The organism is Streptococcus sp. DD10, from assembly GCF_001578805.1.
Lineage (GTDB): Bacteria > Bacillota > Bacilli > Lactobacillales > Streptococcaceae > Streptococcus.
The window spans coordinates 76,717-102,136 of record NZ_KQ969157.1 but is presented as its reverse complement, the minus strand read 5'-3'; the positions used below and the strand labels follow the sequence as shown (position 1 = coordinate 102,136).

The following is a 25,420-nucleotide window of genomic DNA, read 5'->3' as shown; positions in this document are numbered from 1 at the left end:
GGGGTAACTGGATTTGTTGGGGTATCAATTGGTTTATCTGGAACAACCGGATCAGTTGGGGTGTCAACTGGTTTATCTGGGACAACTGGATCGGTTGGGGTATCGACCGGTTTATCTGGAACAACTGGATCTGTTGGAGTATCGACCGGTTTATCTGGAACAACCGGATCTGTTGGAGTGTCAACTGGTTTATCTGGGACAACTGGATCGCTTGGAGTGTCAACTGGTTTATCTGGAACAACCGGATCAGTTGGGCTATCAACTGGTTTATCTGGAACAACTGGATCGCTTGGAGTGTCAACTGGTTTGTCTGGAATCACTGGATCAGTTGGAGTATCGACTGGTTTATCTGGAACAACTGGATCAGTTGGAGTAATAGAGTTACTTGGTTGGTTAAACATTGCTAGTTCATAAAATTCTGGTCTTCCTCCTTCCCAAACCAATTTTACATCTAAAATATCTGTTACACTTGCGGATACAGAGAATGTCTGCAGAGTAGAGGTTACAACACCTAAGTCTTGCCAACTCACCTTTTGCTCTTTATCTAACACACGAGCCCAAACATGAACCTGACTCTGATCTGCTACACTAGATACAAGACGGACATGATTTACAGCTGTATTTTCTGACAAATGATAAACCAATTCTCCTTTATCTTCTGTTGTTTGATAACTAGTCAGTACTTTGCCATCTATAATATTGGTTTTAAGATTGTCGGATGACTCACTACCACTTCCTTCAATCGTCGGATTATTTATCGCTTTAACATACTCTCCATCATTAATAACCAATTCTGAAAAACTTACAAAGCGATGAGGATAATTTGCTGTGAAGAGAACTCGGAGATAGTTAGCCTTGACCGCTTCAGACAATTCTCCTTCTATAAAGCGATTGCCTGGTTTGCTAGCATCATGAACCCATCCATCTGTCAATGAATCATCTTTTCTGCTATTTTCCTGACCATCACCAACGGTCACCACATCCGTCCAAGTTTTACCGTCTTGACTAATCTGAATTTTTCCATCTCTTAGATAATTCTGTGTACCATCTTGGATATAAGCACGAATCTTCTTAATATCACGCTCAGTTCCCAACTTCAACACAATAGAACCATCTTTATGAGCGTAATCTGAAAACTCAACAGAATTAGTATAGTCTCCATCAAAGAGTTGATTCAAATTATGTAACTTACGGACATCGTTTGCCCCATAAGTAGGATGAACCCCCATAGATGTCTCTTGGAGTACTGTCGATGCCACTTCCTTAGTTTTCACCAGAAGCGCTTCACTTGTAAGCTCTTCTTCTGAATCAGTTTTATTGACAAGGCGAATATAACGAGCTAGTTTTTGATTTTCTAATTGGGCGACAGAATACCACTCAATCGCATTCGGAGAATATTCTAGTGATAGTGTTTCATTGCGAGAACCAGTCAGGCGAATATCATCTACTTCATGGAGACGATCCAATTTTAATCCGATATAGGACTTACTTGGAAGTTTTACTCCGGTAGGTAAAATCAATTCGTAATGTCCCAAGCCCTCATTTACCGTCAATTCCGTTACATTATCAAGATTGGTATCAATGAATTCCTTGTGATTTTCCTTAGTTTCTACTGAAAAGTCTGCAATCCGCCACCAAAGTGGAATTTCTTTTTGATTGCGTACCCGAATGTAGCGAGCAGAGATATTTTTTGTAATTTCTTTACTTTGCTCACCTTTTAGCTGTTCTAATTCTTGCCAACTAGTTCCATCAACAGAATACTCTAGCACACCAGTTTCTAGCTTATCTCCTCCCCCTTGCACTAACCGCACTTTGCTAACAGAGGAAACTTCCCCTAAATCTAATGCAATCCAAGCACCCACAGGTGTGCTATCCTGTCCATCAGCATTTGCAAACATCGCTTCTGTAGTATCTTTACCATCCGTAATCTTATCTACAGTTGTTTGATATTTATAGATTAAGTTTGGACTAATGCTGACAATTGCTTCTTTTCTAGCTCCTTCATTGAGTAAAGGACGATTAATTGCAATTTCTTGCACCGCAAGCCAGGTATTCTCACGATCAGCAGTTGCAATCAATCTGACAGCTTTGGCTTGAATAGTAAGATTTTCAAAGCTTATAATTGATTCATTACCGACATAAGGATGGTCTGACAACGTTACCCATTTATTTTCCTCATTTAGATACTCAACTCTTGCTGTGTTAAACGTATCTTTCGGATTAGACTTAGTTCCCATTGCAAATGCCAATTGTTTCACAGGGATAACTTTGTTAAATTCAAGTCCAACATAGTCACCCTCTTTAATCGCAGCTGGTGATTTTATAATTGCATGAGTCGAGAGGCTACCATCTGTTACCTCAAGAACACCCCCTTCCACACCGGTACGATTACTGATAAAGGACATTCTCACCTGATCTGGATAAAGAACTTGTTGGACTTCATTAGCTAGATACTCTCTTAAGGCAAGGATGAATGGACGGATATGTTGTACACCTAGTTCAGCTCGTTCATTATGATCAATATATCGGAAGGTGTAAGTTTGAGAACGGTTATAAGATTGAAGTCCATTATAATAATGTTCCCATAGTTGGCTATTATCCTTTTTCGCGATAGCTTCAACTGCATGTAGAAAATGCTCCAGGGCATCCATTTGATCCACTGCATTATCTAACCAATAATGAATTTGGGAAACTATTTTCTTATCACCAGAATCCTTGTACAATTTAGCAGCTTCTTTTATTTTTGAAAACTCAGATTGAAGATTTAAAATCTCAGTTGTTACATCTCCTTTTTCTTGTAGTTTGGTCAAAAATTCTGATAATTTTGGAGCTAAATCTATGGATTCTTCCAATTTGACCACACGATTATCCATATTTTGGTTAATCATATGCTTACCAAGTTCACGGAAAGCCCGTGACGTTGAACTATCCTTAAAATCTCCATTTTCTACAAAATTAAAGGCAAGATCGTTTACTTTCTTGGCATCTTCTTCTGATTTCCACTGTTTCCAAGTATACTGAGCTAAATTAAAGAGAGCAATTTTAGAAGGTTCTGACTGCTGCATTGGATTTAGCATAATTCCTTTAATCAAACCTGCATCAACACCAGGATGAAGGAATTTTTCTCCTCCGCCAAGTATCAAATGTTGCTTAGAATTATCCGTACAAGGCCAATTAATCCAGAGCATAACTGGACGATAAGTCTGACCTTCTGTCGTTAAATTCTGTTTAAGATTAGAAAGGAAATTCTGAGAAACTTCACCCCAAACTCTGCCACCAGTAACTGTTAAACTAGCTGAATCCGGCAAATGTTCGTTCAGTGATTTCAACTCAGCCTCACGACCATTTCCCCAATATTGACTTGGTACGAAGATCATTTCCTTGCGTAAGTCACCGTATTGAGTTTGTTTTTCTGCAAGCCAGTTAGTCATATCCTTCATTAGACGATTGTAGCTATGGTAGCCTCCAACTGGTGTTGCTGCATCATCAGCAAGTATTCCAAACTCACGCACCCCAGCCGCCATCAACTGACTGAATTTCGCTTTGATTGTTTCTAAATCTTCTTTATAGTGTTCCTCATTTCCAAAGCGAATCCGATTGTGCATGAATGGGTGAATCGTCCATACATAACGTGTTTTATTCTCATTTCCGACACGAGCTAGTTCTCGTATTTCAGATAATTTTTCTTCTGGATAGAGTTCCCGCCATTTTTTATTATGATAGGGATCATCTTTTGGCGCAAAGAAATATTGGGTTAACTTAAGATCTCCACCAAAACGCATGAGTTCTGCTCTATCAGCATTTGACCATGGGTTTCCGTAGTAGCCTTCAATAAAACCACGATTTTTGATCTCTGCAAAATCTTCCACAGTTACCTGACGTAAAACAGGTACCGTACTTTCCTTCAGCATCTGCTTAAGTGTCGTCAATCCATAAAATACAGCATCTGTATCTTTTCCAACAATCGAAATCGTACCATCCTTAATAGATAGAGCATAAGCATCAATTTTATCAAATAGGTTTTCTGATACACCTGTTAATTCTTTTTCGGCTTGCGAGTGTTGACCATGCACACCGAGATAGATATTCGTTGCATCCGTAACAGCTGTTTTACTTGTCGTATAGGACACTTTGTTTGACTGTAAGACAGACTTCAGGCGATTACGTGTATAAACGTCAAGTTGTTCTCCAAAAATCAGATTAACTTGTTTATCCAAAGCCGTTACACCTTTTCCATATCTCACTTTTTGTGGATTTGGAAAGACTGTGTATTCTTTTTCAAGATAATCCCGACTCTCACTTGCAGTAGCAATAGCTTCTGCACTTGCTGTATTATCAGCAATATAGCTATCTGGTAATTCTACCGTGTCAACTCTTTCCCCAATTTCCTTTGTTGGTTTTGGTGCTTCTTCAATCACTTGTGGTGTCTCTGGAGCTGGTTTTAATAATTGAATTTCTGCTGCACTAGCAAAACCTGCTTGTCCCTCTAATATTTTCAATTCAACCTTATCCGTTTTAACAGCTTCAAAATTAATCGTTTTTTCACTTGTGTCCGCCATCCATTTTCCACTGGCTACTTTTGTCATTTGACCATCTTTTTGAGCATAAACTTCAAAAGAAGTAACAACTCCATTCCCACCATCTGGTCTAGGTAAATACGTCAAACCATTGATATCGCTAGCTTCCTTAAGCGTCATACGAACAGTATAAGGGCCGTGATCACCTTTCCATTTAGAATGCCAAAAAGTACTAGGATCCCCATCAAAAGCCTTTTCAATCGCTCCCTCTTTTTCATCTCCTGGCAATTCTTGACTTGTAGCTGACACAGACTCTAGTTGGTCCTTAACAATCAGGCGTGGATTGACAAAAGATTCATCCGTCAATTTAACATTGTGAAGAATACCACTAAATCCACCAATACTATCAAGTGGTAAAACAAGACTGGTATGAGTCAGTTTAGGATGTGTCGGCTCTGCTAAACGCTCTAGTTTATTTCCATCAACATAGACTTCAGTAGCTTGAGGTTTAGTAACAAAGGTCACCTTATACCGTTTTCCAACTTCAAGTTTCTTATTAAAGCGAATGTGTACGTGTTCAAATTGATAACCAATATAGCCCTCTTCATCCGCTAGATATAGTTTATTTTTACCACTAGTTGCAAATATTTGCTCTCCTTGTTCTGACAGAGTTACATCTACATTCAAGACATGACCAGGGCCTACCTCACCAACTAAATCTGTTACTTGACTCGTTTTGTTAAACTCTAGCCCTTGCTCAATTTTTTTAACACCTTGACTGGTAAATTTAGAAAAAGTATCTGTATTCAAAGTAAATAAATCTTCTTTTCCAACTACTTTTTCTGGATTTGATTGTGGAGCGTATTCTTCAGCTGGTAACAATCGCTCAGATACATTTTTAGCCGCACGATCAGACCCCCATGTTTTCTCAGCTGTTGCCTGCATGCTCTTAAAGAAGCGTTTAAAAATATCATAGGAAGTCATACCTGTTTCATGTAAGTCAATATTATCGTTCCAAACTGCATGACCACCTCCCAAAATACTTGGATGAGAGGCATTTAGGAGCGGACCACGTCCAGTTGTAAAATCATTCGGAGTCCATTGGTTATATTGCTTCTCATAGTTAGCATAATCTCCATAACCGCCCTGTTGATTACTTCCACTTGGAACACTATAGGTTGGAATATCAGTAATATTAATAATTTTAGCCCCAGCAGCAATCGCTTCAGTTGGCTTTTGCCAATCAAGACTCCATATATCAACTTCCACATCCTTCCAATCAACTGGGGTCTTTCCCCTCTTTGCACTTAAGGAACCCCAAATTCGTGGTGTGTAACCTTTTGATTTGATATATTGAATCAAATCATTAACATACCGACGGTAACTTTCCCGACTTCCATAGTATTCATCTGTTCCAATATGTACTGTTTTTACGCCATGAAGAGCACCACCCTCATCCAATAAATTATCATAAACAGACTTAACAAAAGCCAGTGTTTCCTCATATTTATTATCTAAGTCCAGCATAGCGACACGTTCAACATCTTGTTTTCCGGCATACGCAGCTAAGCTACCTTGATACATTAAATCCGGTCTAGCCTTGACAAATGACAAAGCATGACCTGGAGTATCAATTTCTGGAACAAGGTTAATCCCTAGAGTATTCGCTAACTCAATGAGTTGTTGCATTTCTTCCTTACTATAGTAATCTTTCGAAGTAAGTTTTACGCCATTTTCACCTACCACATCTGTTTCAACACGGAATCCAGTTTGAGCATGCTCTAGAACATACTTCACCGCATCCTCTTTTGACAGATTTTTTCCCTTGATATGCTCACTTAAAAAGATATAATTATCGTTCAAGTGCAACTGTAGGTCGTTCATTTTGTAGTAAGCCATATTCAGCATGATATCTACTAGCGTATCATAAGGAATAAACTTACGACCTGTGTCCAGCATAAAACCACGGTGACTAAAACTTGGGAAATCTCGGATTTCTCCATTTTGTAAATTTTCTTCCCCCATCTGTAAAAGAGTTCGTGTGGCGTAAAATGCTCCCTTATTGCTAGCTGCTTCTATTCGAATGACACCATCTTGGATAGAAATACCATATCCTTCTTGACCATATCCTCTATCCTCAACTTTTTTGAATTCTATCCGATTCTTGCTACTTTGATTAACAACATTTAACTTCAATCCTCTATCTAGCAAATCAGATTGATAAAATTCCACCGCCTGTTCAAAACCAGAATCTCCTGCTACAAGTTCCATCTCACTCGTGATGGAGGTTGTTCCTTGACGTCCATACCATTGTTGTACAGCTGGAGCAACCCGTGGTTTGGTTCCTTGCCCTTCATCCTCATAAAGGCCTTTTACTAAAACTTCAAACTCCTTCGTTACAGTTTGTTTTTCTAATTTTTGCTCTAGCGTTACCTTAACTAGCTGATCTGTTAGTGGTTTATACACTTTATTATCTAAATCAATAACACCTTTTTTGTTACTACCAATTAGCTGAACCTGACCAGGCAAAACTGGTAAAATAATAGAAGAACCATCTTCAGCCATCTCTAGCTTTTCAATTTGATTTAACAAACTAGCATGATTTGGATCTGGTGTATTTGAAAATGCTCGGAATTCTTGAATCCCCACATTCCTCCAATTCATGCTACCAGCTACATAATCGCTTATCTCAAGTTTTAGCCGTCTAGCAAGAATAGCAGTTTTCAAATCTACTTTTTCATCTAAAATCGGTTGACCATTTTTTCTATATGCTAGTTTCCATTCTTTCGGTTCTCCTTGCTTCTCCTCATCCGAATAATAGAGCTCCCAAGACTTTATATTAGGATCATTAACTCCCCCATGCAAACGCCGATCCCAATCGATTTCTATGCGTTTAATCTTAGTGAGTTTTGACAAGGTAACTTCAAGACTTGGACGTTCCACATCTTTATCTGTTGCCCAGCGCGTATCAACATTACCATCAACGGCATTTTTTGCAGTAAAACTTGTATTTTGTTCGTGATTATTTGCAGTTGCTAATGCGTTTTCCAGATGGTTGATATCTTCTGTTTCCTCTACTACTGAAGAGGAAACAGATGGTTTTTCTTCAACTTTAGTTTCTTCTACCTTTGAAGCCGGAGTTGCAGCTGGTTTCGTTTCGGTGTCTGTATTAGCCGTTGGCTGATTTGCACCTTGTAAGCCTGCTGGAACTTGATTTTCTTCTGGTGTGTCCTCAGTTTCACCAAGAACTGGTTTGGTAAATTCCTGACCACCATTGTTGTCCGCACCGGCAATCGCTGATGCTACTTCCAATGGCAAGGCCTCAATTGGTTTCAACTCAGTGATACTTCCTTCGCTATCAGTTGCAGTTTCCTCAGCCGCATGAACAGTATTAACTCCGAAGAATGTTGCACCAACCATGACTGAAGCAACGCCAATCGTAAATTTACGAATACTGTATTTGCACCGTTTTTCAAAAAATCTTTTATCCATTTGATTCCCTTCCTAAAACAGAAAGCGCTTACTATTTTTTTAAAAAATTTAACCTCCTTACTAAGAAGCGCTTTTAAAATATTAATATAAATTTTTTTATAATTTTAATATAACAAAAAAAGAAAAGGAAATCAATTATTTATATTCCCCATTTTGATGACATTGCTTAAATAAGGTATTATAAAATGTTAAATAATTATAAGCTCCAAATCAGTTTAGGTTTCTATCATTTCTGGAGCCTATTTTATGTAGAAAAAATCCCACATGACCTATAATGATAAGTAACAAAACTGGAAGCGACCAACAATCTTATCAAGGGCATCAAACGCATTGCCTTTGGCTTTCGCAACTTTGAAAATTTCAAAAAGAGGATTTTTATTGCTTTAAACATCAAAAAAGAGAGAACAAAAATCGTCCTCTCCCGATGTTAAACGAGCACAGGTGTCGCCATTTTTTTCAGATACAGTTTCTAAGAAACCATACAGTGGTAGGCAGTAAAGCAGATATCACACTTGAACAAGTAATAAATCAAGTAGCGCAAGTGCAGACTTTCCCCCTCGTATCAGTCTAACTTTAGATAACCATAAACCACCTCTAAAGTGTAATAAAATTCTCTGTACGCCTTGTAAACTTCTTCAATCATAACAATCTCCCTTCTCCTTAAATTTACTATATCATAAAGAAAGCAAGAATAGATTGCTTTTTCTAAAATATCCTTTTTGACGTCTGAAATGTCAAAAAAGAAGCAGATGACTCTGCTCCTTTAACATCTACGCTTTTCGTCTACTCACTACAGTTGACAAAGAGCCATTATTCTACCTATATTAATACAATTCACCATTAATAATCTAATGCATCTGCATTTCCGCGAGCATTTCCAACAAAATAACCCGTCTTAGCATTAATTGAGAAGAGATAGGTTCCGTCTGGTTTAAAGAGGTTATAATACCCATTTCCATTGATAATATTTACTTTTTCAAGAATATAGTTATCACCCGTTATATAACCACGTTCACGTGATGTTTGCAATATTTTTTCCAAAATACCAGGATTAAAATTCCAAGCAGGATTAGTAGTATCATTGATTGCATCTTGATTATAAGGCACTCGGCTCAAATTACGTTGAAGATTAACGCCAAGACTTGAAAGTCCAAATCCAGGAACACCGGCATTCTGGATTTCCCCTGAACTAGTCTGAGTTGCCGTATTTTCAGGTACTGTAGTTGGTGCTGCTGATACTGCTGGTGTAGTTGCTTGTTGGCTTGTGGCTTGATTTGCGGCCGAAGCTTGAGCCACCTGAGAACGTCCTTGCTCAACAGCTTGATTAAGAACCTTATCAATCTCTGCATTACCAGTTGTAGTATCTGCAAAAACTGCATCCGATTTAGCTTGAGCATTAATATCTAAAACACCATCCGTAATTGCAGCTGTTGTAAACTGACCATTGACTGTTTGAATTGCGGAAACTTGTTTGACTAAATTATCATACTGTTGTTTTGCAGCGTCATAAGATGCAGTTCCTTGAAGCTTATCCAAAATCGCCTTTAGAGACTCTAGATTCCCAAAAGCACTATTTTTTAAAGCTGTTTGATTTCCGTCTGTAAAGAAAGTAGCGTATAAGTCATCAAACGATTTTTTATTTGTTTCTTCTTCACTTAAACTACCACTAGTTGTTGCTTCACTACTGGTCTGACTTGTATTAGGAGTCGTCGTTCCATTATTGCGAGTCATTCCCCAATAAATAGCACTCCCCCCGATAAGAAGAGCAAGAACTGCAAGACTAGTATAGATAACACCTTTACGCTTATAGAACGGTTCATTATCCCACTGATAACGAACTTGCGAAGTAAAGACCGGCTGATTTTGAGGTTCTGATGTAACAGTCTCTTGTGAGTTTGACTGATGAGACGGATTCTCATCCGGATTTGTCATTTCAACAATAGGAATTTGATCAAAATCTGAAGTTTTTTCTTCCCTCACTTCTTCAACAGGTTCCTCAACCAGTTGTGGAGATTCCTCAGTAGATTCCGAACGAACTTCCTTAATAAAATCATCCAAACTTGTTGGTCTCAAATCGTTCGAATCCAATGTAATCTGCGTCGAACCAGCTTCACCGGTTTGATGAACCGTGTCAAATTTCCCCGCAACAATTTCTTCCCGGTGCTGTTTGATATACTTATCCAAAACACTATCTTGTTCAGTTACGCCTGCCTCAATCTCTGCTGACTTTCGCATAGCCTGACCAATTGTTAAATCCTTTGCCTCTTCAAAATCCAAAATAGATTCATCCCCAGTGATTTCTGGATTGGTATTTTGGGGAATCTCTTTATCACTCATTTAGCTTTCCTCTCTTCGTTTTTGTCTTGGCGTCTCACTCTCTCTCCAAAATATTGGTAGAGATCCACTTTAAGAGTTCCATTATACAATTTTCTCTTTTTATCTGCCTTCGTTCCATACTTATTCTCAAAAGCTTCATCACTAGTTAGGATAAACTTACTCCACGTTTTTAAAGGTTCAAAAACCTGACCCATTTCCTTATAAAGTTTCGTTACACTAACATCATCAAGCAAACGCTCTCCATATGGTGGATTGGAAATAATAACACCATTTATCTTACTAGAGTGCAAATCCTGAACTCTCATTTGTTTAAAAATTATATCTTTACTCACTCCAGCAGCCTGGGCATTTGCTTTTGCAATTTCAATCATTCTGGCATCAATATCTGTTCCCATGATATCCAACTCTAGTTCACGATTCATTTTTTTACTAGCTTCTGTACGAACTTCTTGAATTAATCGATTACTTACCCATTGCCATTCCTCAAAAGAAAAAGTCCGTCGCAAACCTGGTGCCATATTGCGTGCTATCAATGCCGCTTCGATACAAAAAGTTCCTGATCCACAAGTCGGATCAATCAAGGGTTTATCTGGATACCAATTCGATAATTCAAGGATTGCTGCTGCCATGTTTTCCTTAATTGGTGCACCACCTTTTTCAGTACGATAACCACGTTTAAAAAGACTAGAACCTGTCGTGTCAATCAAAACAGTCGCCACATCTTTCAAAATAGAGACTTCAATTTTAAATTCTGGACCATTTTCCATGAGAGGAACGCCTTCTGGTCGAGCATAATGTTTTTGAAGCTTTTTGACGACAGCTTTCTTTGAAATCGCTTGAACACTAGGTTCATTATGGAGTTTAGATTTTACACATTTTGCCTTTGAAATTGGGAAACATGCACCGAGGGGAAGATAATTCTCCCAATCTAATGCAAAAACTCCCTGGAACAGCTCTTCAAATGTCCGAGCAGGAAAGCTACCCACAACGATTTTGATACGATCAGCTGCTCGCAACCAAAGATTGGTTTCAATAATCGTCCGAACATCACCTGTAAAGCGAACTCGTCCGTTTTCAACTTGACAATCATAGCCAAGGTCTCGAATTTCACGTCCTACTACAGCTTCTAATCCTGCTGCAGCAGTCGCGATTAAAGTAAATTGTTCTTTCATTTTCAGTCTCTAAAGACCTCTCTTCTACCTTTAAAAAATGAGGTTGAGAAACTTATCTCAGCCTCAACCTATATGCAATTTTCTATAAGCCATGTTTTGTCCCAGAAGTGACTAGGAACCACTTCCTTCGATAATCATCTGTCTACTGTTTCCAGTCAGAAAGGTCTGTTCGTTTCCAGCCTCTCCATGCCCCGACCAAAGTTTGGGTTGCTAGCTTGAGGGGTTTACCGCGTTCCACTTCTTAGGTTTCCCTAAAAACTACGTCACTGTGGCACTTTCAGAGTTACTAAAGCCTATCCGAAGACTTAGCCGTTTCACTCGCCGTAACTTTTATCAAGTCCCTAGGCTTATTGTTTCACCTAGCACAAACACTACAGGCATCACAGCCTGTGCTAGCATGGACTTTCCTCATGAGAAAAAATACTCACGCGATTATCCAAAAATTGCATTTCTTATTCTAGCACACTTTCATTACAAGTCTGTGTCAAGAATACGTTTTCCAAAAACTTCTTTTTCTAAACGATTGAGTCGTCTTAAGATATCAAAGTTTGTGGCAGAATTTGGTTGTGGTATATCAATTGACTGACTGGATTGTGAGAAAGCTGATGAAGATTGTTGAAATGGAGTCGATTTTGAGGAATCACTTGCTTTTGCAGCCTTCAACCGTGCCACCTCATCTCGTAAATCCTTTACCAGAGCCTCATAAGTTTCATAATCTTTGATAACATCATCTAGAAACTCATCAACTTCTTGTTTACTATAACCTCGTACAGCCGTTTTAAAATCTTGTTCAAAAATATCTTTCGGGGTATGAATAATACTTGCCATGTCTCTCTCTCCATTCTAGTTCATCTCTTTTATTATACACGATTATTTCCATAAAATGCAAGGTAGAACACCCAAAAAGCTAAAAATTTTCTGCTACCTCATTTAGGTCATCAAAGCGTAAAACTTTGACCTCATAATTATCCTTATTTATCATCATTTGGTAAAGGTATTTAAGATTAGTTTCATGTTCTTCATCATAAAATACATATGCACTCTCAGTGTTATTGAGAAGAAATTGATTATAATCACGAAATTGTCCCGGATTTTCGTAACAAGGATAGGCAGCTTTAAAAAAGTCACAGTTTTTAAATAGCGTAAGCTTGATTTGATTGACTTCATTCCAGTTTTCACCATGATTTTGAAAAGGAAAGATAGACGCTGTTTGAACTTCATATCCTTCTACACGTAATTCATTTGCTACTTCAAGTACCCAAACTTCAAAACCAAGACTGCCTGTGAAAATCAGCCAATCCACTCCATTTTCTAAAAAACGAATCAAATCTTGTCTTATTGCTGACTTAATTACTTTTACTTTCATATCTTTTTCATTAAAAACGCCGATTTCAAAAGATCGGTAACCTGTAACGAGTAAACTTGTCATTTTTTTGTCCTTTATCTGGTATTATGGTATAATAGTTTGATGTTATTTTATCAAGAAGGAGTTTTATGGTCAATTATCCACATAAAATTAGTTCAAAACAAAATAGCATAGTTCCCAAAAAAACAAATGCTGTGAACTTTGCCAATCGCGGGATGTCGTTTGAAAAGATGATAAACGAGACAAATCTTTACTATCAGAGTAAGAATCTTGCCGTCATTCATAAAAAACCTACTCCTGTGCAAATCGTTAAGGTAGACTACCCTCAAAGAAGTAGAGCAAAAATTGTTGAAGCCTACTTCCGTCAAGCATCTACCACCGATTATTCTGGTGTTTTTAAAGGTTACTATATTGACTTTGAAGCAAAAGAAACAAAGCAAAAACGTTCTATGCCAATGAAAAACTTCCACCCACATCAGATTACACATATGGAAGAAGTGATTCATCAAAATGGTATTTGTTTTGTACTGTTGCACTTTTCATCGATAAAAGAAACCTATTTGCTTCCTGCTCGCTTTTTAGTTGATTACTATCAAATCGATAAAGGAAGTAAATCTATGCCTCTTTCTTATATCCGAAAGCACGGCTATTTTATCTCTCAAGATAAGCTTCCTAGCGTACCTTATCTTGATATCGTTGAACAATACTTAATAGGTGGTACTATTCATGAATAAACAATCTATTTTCAACATTTTGAAAATCGTTGCCACAACTTTCCTGACTCTCTTTGTTATTGGACTACTAGCTGGTGGCGCCCTCTTTTCTTACTACGCTATTAGCGCCCCTAAGATTACTGAAGACAGTCTGATTGCCACAACCTCTAGTAAGGTTTACGACAACCAGAATAATTTGATTGCAGATTTAGGTGCTGAAAAACGCGTAAATGTCTCTACCGATCAGATTCCTACTGACCTTGTTAATGCGATAGTCGCAATTGAAGATCACCGTTTCTTTGAACATCGTGGAGTAGACGTTATTCGTATAGGTGGGGCTTTTCTAAATAACTTACGTAGTTCTTCTACACAAGGAGGATCTACCTTAACTCAACAATTGATTAAATTGACTTACTTCTCAACTTCAACTGCTGATCAAACTGTTTCTCGTAAAGCACAAGAAGCTTGGATGGCTATTCAACTCGAACGTCAAGCTAGTAAACAACAAATCTTAACCTACTACATTAACAAAGTTTATATGTCTAATGGTAACTACGGAATGCAGACAGCTGCTCAATCCTACTATGGTAAAGATTTGAAAGATTTAAGTCTCCCACAACTTGCCCTTCTAGCAGGTATGCCACAAGCACCAAATCAATATGACCCTTATACTAATCCAGAAGCTGCAACAGAAAGAAGGAATCTAGTTCTTAGCGAAATGTATGAACTCAAATACATCACAGCTGAACAGTATGAAACTGCAGTCAACACTCCTGTAACGGACGGACTACAGAGCTTAACCTCTTCGACCAGCTATCCAGCTTATATGGACAATTATCTTAAACAAGTCATTACAGAAGTTGAAGAAAAAACGGGTTACAACCTTTTAACAACCGGGATGGAAGTCTATACCAATGTCGATACCCAAGCTCAACAAATGCTTTGGGAAATCTACAATACTGATAATTATGTTGCATATCCTGATGAGGAAATGCAAGTAGCTTCAACCATTGTAGATACAAGTAATGGTAAAGTTATTGCTCAATTGGGTGGCCGAAATCAGTCAACTAGCGTATCATTCGGTACAAACCAAGCAGTTGAAACCAACCGTGACTGGGGTTCAACCATGAAACCAATTACAGATTATGCACCTGCAATAGAAAATGGAATTTACACTTCAACTGCAGCAACAATCTTAGATGCTCCTTATAATTATCCTGGCACATCTACACCAGTTTATAACTGGGACAAAGCTTATTATGGGAATATAACACTTCAATTAGCTATTCAACAATCTCGTAATATCCCAGCTATCAAAGCCCTTGAAGCAGTCGGTCTAAATGATTCACTCAAATTCCTTCAATCGATTGGAATCAACTACCCTGAAATGCACTATTCAAATGCTATTTCAAGTAATACCAGTCAATCTGGAAATGAATACGGAGCAAGTAGTGAAAAAATGGCTGCTGCATATGCTGCTTTTGCAAATGGCGGTACTTACTATAAACCACAATACATCAACCGTATCGTCTTTAGCGATGGAACCTCTCAAGACTATTCTGAACAAGGAAATCGCGTCATGAAAGAAACAACAGCTTACATGATGACTGATATGATGAAAACAGTTTTGACCTCAGGTACTGGTACCCAAGCGGCCATTAGTGGCGTCTATCAAGCAGGTAAAACAGGAACATCTAACTATGCTGACGACGAACTAGGTAAATTAACCCGATCATACTACGGCTCAAGTATTGTTACACCTGACGAACTCTTTGTCGGCTATACGCCTCAGTTTTCAATGGCAGTCTGGACAGGTTATACCAATCGCTTAACTCCAGTACTTGATGATGGAGTTCAAGTAGCTACACATGTTTATCGTGCTATGATGACCTATTTAGTAAATCAGTATGGAAACAATGACTGGACACAACCAAGTGGCGTCTACCGTAGTGGAAGTTATCTTACAACAAGCCGTAGCCGTCAACAAACTTATATCCCATCTTCGACTTACGAAACAGAGACTACTACTGAGAGCTCAAGCGAAGCCTCAACTAGTACATCAGGTTCCTCCAGTTCTGATACGACAGAACCAGCTTCAAATCAAGTTCGAAATCCCAACAACTCTAATAGTGAGAATGAAGCAGATGATCAAGATTAGTTAACTCAGCTACTTATCAAAACCCCTAGTACAAAATACTAGGGGTTTTTGAATTCAAAACGTAAAAATATGATTTATCTATAAAACTTTTGCGGATGTTTTCGTAATGGAGTCAATGTGCAACTCATGCGATACAAACTTATTTTTTAATTTATCAATATCAAATTTTCCATCAATCTGGACTTCGATAATGACCTTACCATCCTTACGAGGGAAATTAACTGTATTTGAAATATTAAGATTTTCATCAACTATTAACCGAATAATTTCTTCTAATCTTCCTACCTCATCGTCTACTACAAAGCGAACTCTCACACCTTCTTCACCATATCCCGCTATTTCCAAAAAAGCTTTAAAAACATCTCGATCTGTAATAACACCATAAACCTGATCGTTTTCAACAACAGGAAGAATTCCAACTTTATTCTTCAACATGAGATAGACAGCATCTTCCAAGCTTGCAAATGGTGAGACTGTGATGACTTTTCGAATCATAACATCCTTGACTTTTGTCTTATTGAGAAGATAGTTCATTTCATAAATTGAAAGAGTCGTTGCTTTTGATGGACTTGCCTCCGCTATAGTCCCCTCTGTTACTAGACCAACTAACTGATCATTCTCTATAACTGGTAGTCGGTGCAATCCTTGATCTCTCATCATATCCGCTGCATGAGCAATCGTCGTATCCGGACTTATGTAAACAACTTTTTTGGTCATGAAATCTTTAACAGCCATTGAAAATCTCCTTACTTTTGATATCTTTATTATACCTTCTTTTCGAAAATATTTCAAACGCTTTCATTTATTTTTCCGAAATCATTTTCGAACCACGAATTTACTAAACTGATATAGAGAGCTTATTTCAAGTTTTACATTGACAATTTCTGAGATATTTTTAGCATTACTTAAACTAGTATCATACCTCTTATCATAGAAAAACCTCTAGGCAGAACCTAGAGGTTTTAGAAACCTTGATTTAATCAGATTTTATTTGTTCAAGTTGTAGAATGATTTCAAACCACGGTATTCAGCTACTTCACCAAGTTGATCCTCGATGCGAAGCAATTGGTTGTATTTAGCGATACGGTCTGTACGTGACAATGAACCAGTCTTAATTTGTCCTGCGTTTGTTGCAACAGCGATGTCAGCAATTGTTGAATCTTCAGTTTCACCTGAACGGTGTGATACAACGGCAGTGTAGCCAGCTTCCTTAGCCATTTCGATAGCATCGAAAGTTTCAGTCAAAGTACCGATTTGGTTAACTTTGATAAGGATAGAGTTAGCAGCACCTTCTGCAATACCTTTTTCAAGGTAAGCAGTGTTTGTTACGAAGAAGTCGTCACCAACCAATTGAACTTTACCACCAAGGCGTTCAGTAAGTGCTTTCCATCCATCCCAGTCGTTTTCATCCATACCATCTTCGATAGTGATGATTGGGTATTTGTTTACCAACTCTTCAAGGTAGTCGATTTGTTCTGCAGAAGTACGAACAGCAGCGCCTTCACCTTCGAATTTAGTGTAGTCGTAAACTTTACGTTCTTTATCGTAGAATTCTGATGATGCACAGTCAAATCCGATAAATACATCTTTACCAGGAACATAACCTGCAGCTTCGATCGCAGCTAGGATTGTTTCAACACCATCTTCAGTTCCGTCGAAACGAGGCGCAAATCCACCCTCGTCACCAACAGCTGTTTCAAGGCCACGACCTTTAAGGATTTTCTTAAGTGCGTGGAAGATTTCAGCACCCCAACGAAGAGCTTCTTTGAATGTTGGTGCACCAGCAGGTACGATCATGAATTCTTGGAAAGCAATTGGAGCATCTGAGTGAGAACCACCGTTGATGATGTTCATCATTGGAGTTGGAAGAACTTTAGTGTTGAATCCACCAAGGTAGCTGTAAAGTGGGATTTCAAGGTAGTCAGCAGCAGCACGCGCTACAGCGATAGACACACCAAGGATAGCGTTAGCTCCCAATTTACCTTTGTTAGGAGTACCGTCAAGAGCGATCATTGCACGGTCGATAGCTTGTTGATCACGAACGTCGTAGCCGATGATAGCTTCAGCAATAACGTTGTTTACGTTGTCAACAGCTTTTTGTGTACCAAGACCAAGGTAACGAGATTTGTCACCGTCGCGAAGTTCAACTGCTTCGTGTTCACCAGTAGAAGCTCCTGATGGAACCATACCACGTCCGAAAGCACCTGATTCAGTGTAAACTTCTACTTCAAGTGTTGGGTTACCGCGTGAGTCTAGGACTTCGCGAGCGTAAACATCAGTAATAATTGACATTTTCTACTCTCCTTATGAGTTAAAATTTTTTACACCTCTATGATACCTTAAAATGGCTTTTTTTTCAAGAAAAAAGTTAGAATAGAGCATATTTATCACATTTTCCAATTGTAAACGTTTGCTAATTCCCTTAATTATCTACTCTTTTTTCTGTCATTTTTCATAAATTATGCTATAATACCTGCATGAATGATATGAACAAATTAATTTTAGAAAAAGCACATGGCGCCAATCGTCTTAATCCCGATGAACAAAAGAAATATTTAGAAACTTTTTTTGAAAGAGTGATTGCTATTGCCGATATTGATGAAGCAAATTCTTCCATCTTATCTCTGCATTTTGAAGAAATACTCCAAAAATTAGGTGAGCATTATCAGCCACTTTTTGTCAAAATTTCTCCCAATGTCGAAACCACTAGTCAAGTCAGTTTGATGAAAATCGCGCATTCCCTTAACATTCAAACAACAATTGTTTCTGAAGAATGTCACTGCTCTCCCTATGGAATTGTTATTCATAGCGATCACCCTGTTAAAGTTGACTCACTGGAGTTAAAAATACAGTTCAGTAGTTTACTTACTCCTGGAAATATACAAAATGCTCAACAGGCAAAACGATCCTTTTGGAATAAATTTTTCACGCATAAAAACGGTCCTTCTAGTTAATAAAATCCTTCCCAAATCACCTTACATATTTATGTTCTATTTCCAAACAAAAGAAGCGACTGCTTAGCTATCGCTTCTTTTTTAAATTCAATAGACTTCCGATATTTTCAGCCGTTCGAATCAGATTGTTTCTTGCGTGTCCGAGAGTTGTTGCTAAATCTTCTACTTGTCCAATAATTGGAAAAACCGCCTGTATATTTTCAATTGGAAAATTTGGAAGATTTGTCCCAAGACAACCACAAATCGCTATAACCGGAATCTCTTTTGGAGTCCGCCTAGCAATCCCTATAGGTGTTTTTCCTTGTAAACTTTGCCTATCAAAACACCCTTCCCCTACTATAACCAAATCAGCTTCCTTTACTCGAGAATCAAAATCAAGCAAATCAAGTACGCAATCAATTCCAGAAACTAGACTTGCACCGGCAAAAGCTATCAGGCCAGCAGCTAATCCTCCTCCTGCACCTACTCCTTTCACATACAAAAGGTCTTTATTTATTAATTGATAGAAATGGTGCATTTCTCGATCAACCCTTTCCTGTTTCTCATAGCTGAGTCCCTTTTGAGCTGAGAAAACTTTTGTAGCACCATTTGGTCCACATAAGACTGCATCCACATCAACTAATACCTTGATTTCCAAATTCTTGAAAACCGAAACCATTTTTGTTTGGCTATAACTATTTACATTTCCCAAAGAATATCCCATACCTGGGAGCTCATTTCCTGCCTGATCGTAAAATATATATCCTAAACCAACTGCAAGTCCTATCCCACCGTCATTACTACTCGTTCCACCAACTCCAATAAATATTTTTTTATATTCTTCTTGTGCAAGATGTAATAGTAACTCGCCAATTCCTCTCGTCTCAATCTGAAGCGGATCGCGCTTTACTAATGGTATCTTTTCCAGGCCAATTAATTCAGCCACTTCAAACATAGCCGTATCGTCTTTTACGGCGTAAGTCATTGTAGCTGGTAGACCGAAGGGGCCCGTTACAATCGCTGTTTTCTTTTGAAATCCTAAATTTTCACTCAAACAAGCAATGGTTCCCTCACCACCATCGCCAAGAGGAAGAAGATCAAAGCTTGTATTTCTTAAAGTCTTTTGAAATCCTATTTTGATTGATTCTGCAACCTCTTGCGCAGATAAACTTTCCTTGAATGAATCCGGTGCAATCAATATATGCAAGTTTACCTCCTTTTATCAATAATCTCAATTAACTTATACAAATTCTTTTCATTGATTTGAAAGGGTGCTGCCTCCCTTACAATTGGTTTAGCACAAAATGCCACACCAATCCCCGCAGTCTCTATCATTGGTAAATCATTCGCACCATCTCCCATAGCAATCGTTTGAGAAATTGTCAATTGATTTTCCTTTGCCCAAGCTAATAACTTTTCTTTCTTAACATCCTTGGTGACGATATCTCCCAAAAGTTTCCCTGTTAAACATCCATCCTGTTTTTCCAAACGATTTGCATGAACATAGTCTATATTAAGAGTCGAAGCTAAAGCATCAACAGTTTCATGAAAACCACCAGATACTAGTGCTACCTTATAACCACGAGCATGTAGTTCTTCCACAAGTTCATGTGCTCCTGGAGTAAAATGAATTTTTTGTGCAATCTCCTCAAAAATTGTGAGTGGTAAACCAGCCAAAAGACGGACACGCTCCTTGAGAGCCAATTCAAAATCCAACTCCCCTCGCATGGCCCGCTCTGTAATTTCTGCTACTTTCTCACCTAAACCAGCTGCTTCTCCCAATAAATCAATCCCTTCTTCCATGATCAACGTGGAATCAACATCCATCACAACCAAGCCTTTTACCTGCATACCATCCTCCAAAAATCATAAAAACCAAATATTAAAACTTTGATTGAATGTGCCTTTCTTTTTACCATGTCAACTCTATTCTTATCTTTAATTCGTCACATTCACGAGTAGCGTCATTCTTCTATTTAAAAAAGATAAATAAAAATATAATCTTTAAGCACTACCTAGCAACTAGCTTACATACAATCAAACGTCTAATAGAAAATAATAATCAAAATAATCCTCGAATATTTTAATTCCGAAAGAAGTTATTTCCTCCCTCTTTAACATTATCTAGTTTTACGACTTATTTCATTTTAATTTTTTCTTATTATACCAAATTTTGAGATGATTTTCTAATGCAAAATAAAGTAAATAGAAGTGAGAAACTCGGACTAATTACTATTTTATTTAAAACTTGAATGTAAATAAAAAAATAGAATAATCAGTTCCTTTTCTTCTCCTCACTCGTTATCAATGTTTCTACCATTGACAAAGAGGCTAAGCTTCCGCTTAGCCTCTTCCGTAATATCAAACTACTGACTATCTTTTTTCTTTAGCAAGAAAAGATTTCCTGAAACCAGAAGTAGAATACTTGAAATCAAATAGGTAGCTTTATGTTCTACACTTCCCGTTTTCGGTAATTCTGTTGCTGTTTCACCCTTGTTATCATGGTCAGACTTCGCATTTTCCTGTGAATCATTTCCTGAAATTGATAATGAGTGTACCTTAACTGTTTGATCCATCTTAACTTCTCCAGATACGCCTGGATCCTCTTTTTCTTTTTTGAAAACAAGAGAGTTGCCATCTTGAGATGGTGATGGAGATGGATTTGGTTTTGTTATCGTATCCTCATCTGGAATTGGGATAAAGTCCGTCAAACTAGCTAACTGACTACCAAAGATAGCGTTTGAAATCCAGCGATAGAAATGAATGGTATGCAAACGATTAGTTGGATTTCCAGCATAAACGAACATTGGTTGTTCCTTGTAACTTCCTGCAATTGCCACTACCTTATTAGCCAAATCTTTATAACCTGGCCACCAACCTGCGACATAGAAGTCTCCTCCTGCTATTGTAGCTAAGGCTTTAAAGTTAGTAGGGTAGTTAGCAATCCAGTTTCCTGAATTGGAATAGAAGAAATCATCTTTTTTATAACCACTAGTTAGAGGATCTTTCTCATCAATCAAAGCCTTCATTAACCCTTCATAGCTACTACCACCTGAGAAACGTTCAGCATCGAATCCTTCCAATATTCCGAGTTTTTCAAGTCTTTGCATAGCAGAACCGCCTACCACAATAGTTGGTTTAACTCCAACAATTGAGCTATCAAACGTATTACTTTCTAAAACAATTACATCCGCTTCTTCTACTGAAGATACAATTTCAAAACCTAATTGTTCCAAAGCAAGAGCAGTATTTGCTGGCGAATCTACACCTGCCCATGAATAATGATGTGGTGGTGCATAGACCTTAAGAGCCTTTAGCGTTTCCCCTTGAGGGACTTTATAAAGAGCATCCCCGTATATCGCATAATCTTTAAGTAGTTTAGCAAAAGTAGCTGTATCAACAATATAGCCATCATCTGTCAAATAAACTTTTTCATTATTCCGAATGGCATGATTAACTGCTTGAACCGCACTTTTTGAATTATTCGCAATAACATAGTATGGTGCCTTATAGTCAATTTGATTCGTACGCGTTGCCCTCAATGTAGTAACTTCACCTAGTTTGTTATTAAATACTCCTTCATCAAAGACTGGTATGGTCTTAAAACCACGCATGTCAGGGAAATTCACCACCAATTCAGCATACATAGCTGACCAATCTGATTCATTTGACCCCTTGTAAAGAATATGATTGGCATAACCACGTTTAGCTTGTGCCATATCAATTACAAGATCTCCTTTTTTATAGATACCTGTATCTTCTTTTAACTCTTGAACAACAACTCCATTACGCTTAAAGTAGTCAATCATATTAAATGCTTCTTGAGAATCATTGTCTTTATCAAGAGACATAGAAATAACGTAGTAATCAGGGAAGAATTTCTTCCGACCATTTTTTATCCGTCCAACAACTTCACCGTTTGGACCAATTAACTCATTCTCTGCTTCAGCAGATTCAACTTTTTTAATGCCTCTTTGGTAAAATTGAAGCCGTCTCTCCATCAACTTATCTGGATTTTGTGCAAGATAGTCAATTCCTCCTAAAACTGCGTTTCGACCAGCTTTATAGGATTCTTCATTGCTTTCCGGTATTTCGATGGTGTGACCAAGAATGCCATGATAAACAGCGTAAACCCCTGTATATCCTGAGAAAGAGTCATCCCATCCACTACCCCAGTCAAGTTTAGGAATGATATAGCTGTCATATTTAGAATTAGCCACTCCAGCTCGTCCCATGTAATGGGCATTTTCAAGCATGATATCAGATAAGAGATCATATTCAAAGTTTGGATCATGTGGTGGCGTTGCCGGTTCAATTAAGAACTCCTTTACAAACCCATGTATATCATAAAGGGCAATTGGATTCCACTTATTAATCATTTGAATAACCGTTCGTACTTCTGGATTTGCTTGGTAACTAGCATCCCGATTGGGATCTAGTCCATTTGCTAGAGCACGAAGATTTAAAACATCTCCATCTGGATTCTCTGTAAAATCAAAGAGAAAAATGAATTTTTTAAGAAGAGTCGGAACGTCTAACGTCACATTTTTTTCATTACCAGCTTCATCTGTTGTCTTAAAGTTGATACTTGCCTCTGTCGCAAAGGTACGGAAGAGTCCTGTAACAACATCAATTCCTGGTTGTTCATCAGCATGGGTATTATGGACTAAAACCGGTAATTTATAATCTAATTTTCCTTCATTCAGAAGTTTCAACAACTCCTCTGGTTTCGTTAAAGCTAGCTTATTCGTCACATTGAGATATGTATCAATACTTGATTGGTCAGAAGCAACAATCCCCAGTTTAATATCTCTTCCTTGAGCACTTTTCCCAAGTGTTTCAATGTCTACTAGACGATCCGTTTTAGCGTCTCGTTTACTTTTTTCAATTGAGGCAAGCATCTCATCATGACTTTGAAAATCTTCATAAGGTCTTAAAACCAGAGTCTTACGAATAGTCAGAGCTAAATCTTGACTGATCCCCAGCAATTCGTACTCTCCAATAAAACCACGATAAGTTCTACGAATATTATACGGTGAACGAAGACTAAGATCTGTTCCAAAAAGTTCATTAAAATCGAAGGTCAAATCCAGTTTTTCACCATTTGTTTCCTCTGTTACAGTTAAAAATGCTTGGTTACTGAAAGTTCCATCTTCCATATTCCAAGTAAGCCACTCAGATAATGGTTTGTTATCCAAAGTCCAAGTGATTTTCCCAGCTTGTTGAGCTTGCCCATCTATACTTTCTTTCACAGAACCCTTTTCAGACATATAAACCTTGCTTTCTGCTAGTTTAACGTCTTTTATGCTTGATTTTTCTGTTAGATTTTCTTCATTTGCAACTGCTAAAGAACTTTCCTCCCCAGATGATGTTACTGCTTCAGAGGTTTCTTTCTGATCAGTTGTGGAAGAATTCCTATCAGAAATTTCAGATACTTTATTTGTCTCCTTTTGTGGCAATACTGCATTCGAATCTACTGCAACAACTTCTACTTGACTCTTTTCAATAATAGTTTCCTGTATCTGAGGTTGTGCAGCATCAATACTGTCAGCCACTACCGCTGTTTGTGCTAAAAAAGCTACTAATACAGCAGCAGATATACTTAAGCAATTCCTATACAATCTTTTTTTGTAAGAATAATTCATCCCATTTCTCCTTTTCAAAAGCATTCACAAATTGCACAAAAACATCAATTATCAATTCGTTTTTAAACAAACAAAAGGATATACAAAACCAGAGCTAAACAACATAAGGTTTTCCCTCCGTTTAGCTCTGATTTGTCTATTTGATTATTAGAGGTTTATTCAGCCAATGATTGTTTGTTCAGATGATAGTAACTATTCTATTTTTCTACTAATCTAAAATTATAATAAGCAAAATATTATCCAATTGGGATAAAAGTCCCAAGAAGCAAGAGAGCGATACTAATAACAATAATTGCTACAATTAACTTACCAATAAATTTCCACCATGTACCAATATTGATACGTCCAAGAGCAAGTGCCCCCATCACAATACCAGAGGTAGGTGCAACAAGGTTAAGAACACCTGATGCTGATTGATAGGCTGTAATAATGAGACTTGGTTTAACATTGACAAACTCACCAAGAGGAGCCATGATACCCATAGTTGCACTTGCAAGACCAGATGATGAAGGAATCAAGAAGGACATTGGCAAGTAGAAAATGTATGTTAGAACGATAAAGACTTGTGAAGACAATCCGCTCAAACCTTCTTTACCCCAGTTAAGAATAGTATCTGTAATCATACCATCATTCATGATAACTTGGATACCACGAGCTACAGCTACGATAAGGGCAACTCCAAGAAGATCCGCAGCACCTGCCATAAAGGAGTCAATCACTTCCCCTTCTTTTAGCTTGTAGACAGCACCGATTAAGATTCCCATAAAGGCAAAGAGCATTGCTCCTTCTGGGAAGTACCATGTACCGAGTGCTGCAGTTGAACTACCAATGACTTGACCAATTACAGGAATTCCTGTAATCGCAGTATTCAAATCAGAAAAGAGCGTTACACCCAAATCAGTCCATGGGATAAAGCTCATAACCATAAGTACAAATGTCAACACAAAGAGAACCAAAACATGTTTTTGTTTTTTGCTTAGTTGAGCCGTTACACCCTCATCTTTGCTTACGTTAAAATGTTTCAAGTCTTCTTCACGTGTGCTATATACTAAAGATTTTGTCGGGTCTTTTTGAATCTTATCTGCAT

Annotated in this window: 12 protein-coding genes, 1 other RNA gene and 4 pseudogenes; 4 read left to right on the top strand and 13 right to left on the bottom strand. The window is 37.9% G+C overall.

The genetic code is table 11. The features are described from left to right. On the bottom strand, nucleotides 1–8,009 hold an 8,009-nt coding region (locus tag STRDD10_RS00410), incomplete at its 3' end, for a beta-N-acetylglucosaminidase domain-containing protein (RefSeq protein WP_067192104.1). Nucleotides 8,010–8,296: 287 nt separating this feature from the next. On the opposite strand from STRDD10_RS00410, the pseudogene STRDD10_RS10245 reads away from it, so the two are divergent. Further along, nucleotides 8,297–8,440 (top strand): annotated as a pseudogene (locus STRDD10_RS10245) (transposase); the annotation flags it as partial. 38 nt (nucleotides 8,441–8,478) lie between these two features. Here the strand turns inward: STRDD10_RS10245 and STRDD10_RS11815 are convergent. From STRDD10_RS11815 to STRDD10_RS00385, 6 genes and pseudogenes are all read right to left on the bottom strand, one after another. Next, nucleotides 8,479–8,559: pseudogene (locus STRDD10_RS11815) on the bottom strand (hypothetical protein); the annotation flags it as partial. Nucleotides 8,560–8,849: 290 nt separating this feature from the next. Beyond that, complete coding sequence (locus tag STRDD10_RS00405) at nucleotides 8,850–10,346, bottom strand: cell division site-positioning protein MapZ family protein (RefSeq protein WP_067192101.1); 1,497 nt, start codon at nucleotides 10,344–10,346, stop codon at nucleotides 8,850–8,852. After that, nucleotides 10,343–11,518, bottom strand: a complete 1,176-nt coding sequence (locus STRDD10_RS00400; protein ID WP_067192098.1) for a THUMP domain-containing class I SAM-dependent RNA methyltransferase — start codon at nucleotides 11,516–11,518, stop codon at nucleotides 10,343–10,345. Before STRDD10_RS00400 ends, STRDD10_RS00405 begins: the two co-directional genes overlap by 4 nt. An 80-nt stretch (nucleotides 11,519–11,598) precedes the next feature. Next, nucleotides 11,599–11,962, bottom strand: an RNA gene (gene rnpB, locus STRDD10_RS00395) — RNase P RNA component class B. A 27-nt stretch (nucleotides 11,963–11,989) separates the two neighbouring features. Continuing rightward, entirely contained in the window at nucleotides 11,990–12,346 is a 357-nt protein-coding gene (gene gpsB, locus STRDD10_RS00390; protein ID WP_067192095.1) for a cell division regulator GpsB, read from the bottom strand. A 79-nt stretch (nucleotides 12,347–12,425) separates the two neighbouring features. After that, the gene (locus tag STRDD10_RS00385) at nucleotides 12,426–12,947 is read right to left on the bottom strand and encodes an SLOG family protein (protein WP_067192092.1); all 522 of its coding nucleotides are present in this window, start codon (nucleotides 12,945–12,947) and stop codon (nucleotides 12,426–12,428) included. A 65-nt stretch (nucleotides 12,948–13,012) separates the two neighbouring features. On the opposite strand from STRDD10_RS00385, the gene recU reads away from it, so the two are divergent. Both recU and pbp1a read left to right on the top strand, forming a co-directional pair. Then, entirely contained in the window at nucleotides 13,013–13,618 is a 606-nt protein-coding gene (recU, locus tag STRDD10_RS00380; RefSeq protein WP_067192090.1) for a Holliday junction resolvase RecU, read from the top strand. Then, complete coding sequence (pbp1a, locus tag STRDD10_RS00375; RefSeq protein WP_067192087.1) at nucleotides 13,611–15,755, top strand: penicillin-binding protein PBP1A; 2,145 nt, start codon at nucleotides 13,611–13,613, stop codon at nucleotides 15,753–15,755. The genes recU and pbp1a overlap by 8 nt, the downstream gene beginning before the upstream one ends. Before the next feature lie 78 nt (nucleotides 15,756–15,833). Here the strand turns inward: pbp1a and STRDD10_RS00370 are convergent, their stop codons facing one another. Both STRDD10_RS00370 and eno read right to left on the bottom strand, forming a co-directional pair. Beyond that, nucleotides 15,834–16,490, bottom strand: coding sequence for a CBS domain-containing protein (locus STRDD10_RS00370; RefSeq protein WP_067192084.1), 657 nt, complete (start codon nucleotides 16,488–16,490; stop codon nucleotides 15,834–15,836). A gap of 252 nt (nucleotides 16,491–16,742) precedes the next feature. Continuing rightward, entirely contained in the window at nucleotides 16,743–18,047 is a 1,305-nt protein-coding gene (eno, locus tag STRDD10_RS00365) for a surface-displayed alpha-enolase (RefSeq protein WP_067192081.1), read from the bottom strand. 194 nt (nucleotides 18,048–18,241) lie between these two features. Here eno and STRDD10_RS00360 point away from each other — a divergent pair, with 194 nt between their 5' ends. After that, nucleotides 18,242–18,709, top strand: coding sequence for a DUF1694 domain-containing protein (locus STRDD10_RS00360; RefSeq protein WP_197458281.1), 468 nt, complete (start codon nucleotides 18,242–18,244; stop codon nucleotides 18,707–18,709). Between the two features lie 67 nt (nucleotides 18,710–18,776). Here the strand turns inward: STRDD10_RS00360 and STRDD10_RS00355 are convergent, their stop codons facing one another. The 4 genes and pseudogenes from STRDD10_RS00355 to STRDD10_RS11365 all read right to left on the bottom strand — a co-directional run. Further along, a complete protein-coding gene (locus tag STRDD10_RS00355) occupies nucleotides 18,777–19,895 on the bottom strand; it encodes a glycerate kinase (RefSeq protein WP_067192075.1) in 1,119 nt (372 codons plus the stop codon). A 2-nt stretch (nucleotides 19,896–19,897) separates the two neighbouring features. Continuing rightward, a complete protein-coding gene (serB, locus tag STRDD10_RS00350) occupies nucleotides 19,898–20,539 on the bottom strand; it encodes a phosphoserine phosphatase SerB (protein ID WP_067192072.1) in 642 nt (213 codons plus the stop codon). Nucleotides 20,540–21,374: 835 nt separating this feature from the next. Then, a pseudogene (locus tag STRDD10_RS00345) lies at nucleotides 21,375–23,985 on the bottom strand (zinc carboxypeptidase); the annotation flags it as partial. Between the two features lie 584 nt (nucleotides 23,986–24,569). Further along, nucleotides 24,570–25,420 (bottom strand): annotated as a pseudogene (locus tag STRDD10_RS11365) (YfcC family protein); the annotation flags it as partial.